This is a genomic window from Pseudogracilibacillus sp. SO30301A (assembly GCF_037072025.1).
GTDB lineage: Bacteria > Bacillota > Bacilli > Bacillales > Amphibacillaceae > Pseudogracilibacillus.
In genome coordinates this window covers 1-3,170 of record NZ_JAXHDD010000107.1, presented here as the reverse complement: position 1 = coordinate 3,170, position 3,170 = coordinate 1, and the positions used below count along the sequence as shown (strand labels likewise).

Sequence of the window (3,170 nt, the reverse complement as noted above, 5' to 3'; positions counted from 1 at the left end):
GTGTAAATAATGATTGAGGTAAAACCAAGTAATGTAAAGTTTAATGAGAGAGAATTCAGCAGCTTTCAAAAAGAATTAGGTGTTAATTTGCCAAATGATTATAAAAAATTCCTAGAAAGAAATAATGGAGGTACTCCTGAATTAAATATTGTTGAGCTACAAAATAAAGAAATAAATTCATTTTCTGTAACTGATTTTTTTGGTTTTAATAATGTGAAAATAAATGATTTAAGGTCTCAATATGATAATTCAGAAAATTTTACACAAACTATTTACCTTAATTGGTAAATATAGTATTAACAGGAACATTTATAGGGATTCTGGTAAGTGATATTTATACATTTCAAGTGCATTAGTATGTTCTTGCAAAGTCGAAATTGTTTTGTGGTGAGGTTCCACATAGATGATTAGATAATTTTTTTCATCAAACTCTTCCTGAACTGTAAAACCTGGATTCCCGCCATTACATAACGATGAATCAGCTAAAAACATGTTAATAACGGTCTTTACGTCATCTTTTCATTGTATCTAAACTCGTTATGTGTTACGATACACATAACGAGGAGAGGATGAAAATGGCTACTATCGTCTATCAGACAGATAAGCGATCAGGGATCACCTATGCGTATGAATCCATTTCCCACTGGGACAAGGAAAAGCAACAATCCCGATCCAAAAGAACCCTAATCGGACGGGTGGACAGTAAAACTGGAAAAATTGTTCCGACCGACGGGAGAGGACGCAAAAGGAAAAAGGGGCATGATGCGACAAAGGGAGGTCCTGTTCCCTCTGCAAAAACTGAACGTTATTTTTATGGTGCCACGTATCTGTTGGATGAGATCGGTGAGAGTATCGGCATTACAGAAGATCTTAAAGCATGTTTTCCCAACACGTACCGCCAGATTCTATCCATTGCATACTATCTGATCTTAGAGGACAGGACTCCTCTTTATCGTTTTGAAAAATGGAGTCACTTACATAAACATCCTTACGGCGAAAACATCACATCCCAGCGAAGTAGCGATTTGTTCGCATCTATCACAGAAGATGCAAAATATAAGTTCTTTCAGTATCAGGGAAAACGGCGGACGGAAAACGAGTTTTGGGCCTATGATATCACCACCATATCTAGCCAGTCTGAACTTCTGAGACAGGTGCAATACGGTTGGAATAAAGAAAACGATCCTCTGCCTCAGCTAAACCTGGCGCTGGTCTTTGGCGAAACGTCTAATCTGCCGTTTTATTATCGCAAACTGGCTGGTAATATCCCAGATTCCAAAACCGTTAGGAACCTGCTTGCCGATTTAGATGTTCTTGGTTTCTCCAAAGTGAAGCTGGTCATGGACAGGGGGTTCTACAGTAAAGAAAATATCAACGCATTATTGAAAGACCACGTGAAGTTTCTGATCGCCGCCAAAGTGTCGCTTGTTTTCATCCGGAAAGAACTGGATGCCATCTATGACGATTTTCGATCGTTCGAATACTACAGTGAGAAATACGAATTATATGGTCGCACTGTCCGGACGACATGGGATTATACGCAACACCGTCCGTATAAAGGAGACACCCTGACATAGTCTAAGCGTATGTACATTCACTTTTATTACAATATTGACAGAGCTGCGGAGGACGAAAAAGCGTTTGACCGCAAGTTAATCGCCCTACAGCAGGAATTGGAATCAGGGAAAAGACAGACAGAACATGAAAAGCTGTATCAAAAGTACTTTGAGACAAAAACTACACCGAAACGAGGAACAAAAGTCACCGTCAACGCAGAGGCGGTCAACAAGGCCAAACGTTATTTCGGATTCTTTGCGCTGATGACCAATGAAACCATGGATGCCATCACTGCGTTGGAGCTTTATCGCAATAAGGATGTCGTTGAAAAAGCGTTCGGGAATCTGAAGGAACGACTGAATATGCGGCGCACGCTGGTGTCATCAGAAAGGTGCCTTGACGGGAAGCTTTTTGTGGAGTTTATTGCGCTCATCTATCTTTCTTATATCAAAAAGCAAATGCAGGACACGGATTTATTAAAAAAATATACGTTACAGGGTGTGCTAGATCAGTTGGATGTTATTGAGTGCTTTGAAGCGCCTGGAAAAAAACTGCGTATTGGCGAACTTCTCGGCAAACAAAAGGAAATTTATGAAAGCTTGGGGGTTATCCCGCCTACCTCGTTATGAGTACGCGGGAATCCAGGGTAAAAGCTAACTTCTCTTCATCAGTTGAGAATTGAGCATCAATACCTGGTTTATTACCACGAGCATCTAACCGTATCCACTTATTTATTGATTCTAGAAAAACTGCATTTAAAGCGTGAATACAATATCCCTTTTCAGGCGTATCAAATAACATCAATCGTTGATAGCAAAAACCTGTTGGGATTTTTTCCGAACGTAAAAGGGCTGCTAAAACATTTGATTTTGCGTAACAAATACCTTCTCCTTTAGATAAAACTTCAGATGCTTTGCAAGTAACTTGTGTACCTTGAATATCCCACGAATGATGGATTTCATCTCTTACAAATTCAAAAGCTATTTTTGCCTTTTCAATATCTGTTTGTGATGAATTAAAAAGTTCAGATACTTTTTCTTGAATCACTGAATTAGAGTAATTTACTACATTTAATTCAGTTAGATATTCATTCAAATCATTACTCTCACATATCAATTCCATATGTATGTTTCCCTCCTACTTCATTTCAGTTATCTGGTGCGTTTGTTGAAACCTTATTTAATAATGTCACTACTAATTTTTGTGACTTGCTCTGTCATAACTTGCTTTACTTCACGTTCATAAACATCATCTGTCTTAGCTAAAAAATCCCTTTCTAGTTTAGTTGTGGTGACTATATTTTACCAAATTGGGATGTATTTTTGTATGTTTTTTTTATATAATTTCAAGCTGATTCCAAACATATGAAGGGATGGCTAATGTTTTTTAACTGCGAAAGTTGAGTTATTAACTCATGAAGGTTAGACCATCAAGAACTGCTATTTTTAAAATATACCAATAAGAGCGAGAATAGGCAGGATGACATTTACTTAAAAGGATTACTCATGAATGTCATAAGCATGAAACAAACGAGATTAAACCAGCTAAAGGGTTTAAACGTTACACTTGCCAAGTGATAAAAAGGTGTCATACTGTCAATACTAAAATAACTT

Annotated in this window: 1 protein-coding gene and 2 pseudogenes; 2 read left to right on the top strand and 1 reads right to left on the bottom strand. The window is 37.7% G+C overall.

All coding sequences use genetic code 11. The features are described 5' to 3' along the window. Positions 1–9: 9 nt before the first annotated feature. A complete protein-coding gene (locus tag SPD89_RS22495; RefSeq protein WP_336264186.1) occupies positions 10–288 on the top strand; it encodes an SMI1/KNR4 family protein in 279 nt (92 codons plus the stop codon). A gap of 287 nt (positions 289–575) precedes the next feature. Then, positions 576–2,186: pseudogene (locus SPD89_RS23330) on the top strand (IS1634 family transposase). A gap of 16 nt (positions 2,187–2,202) precedes the next feature. Here SPD89_RS23330 and SPD89_RS22480 read toward each other — a convergent pair. Further along, a pseudogene (locus SPD89_RS22480) lies at positions 2,203–2,679 on the bottom strand (transglutaminase-like domain-containing protein); the annotation flags it as partial. Between the last annotated feature and the right edge of the window lie 491 nt (positions 2,680–3,170).

Coding starts and splice junctions, on each gene's coding strand:
- SPD89_RS22495 (WP_336264186.1), top strand. CDS start 10: ATGATTGAGGTAAAACCAAGTAATGTAAAGTTTAATGAGAGAGAATTC.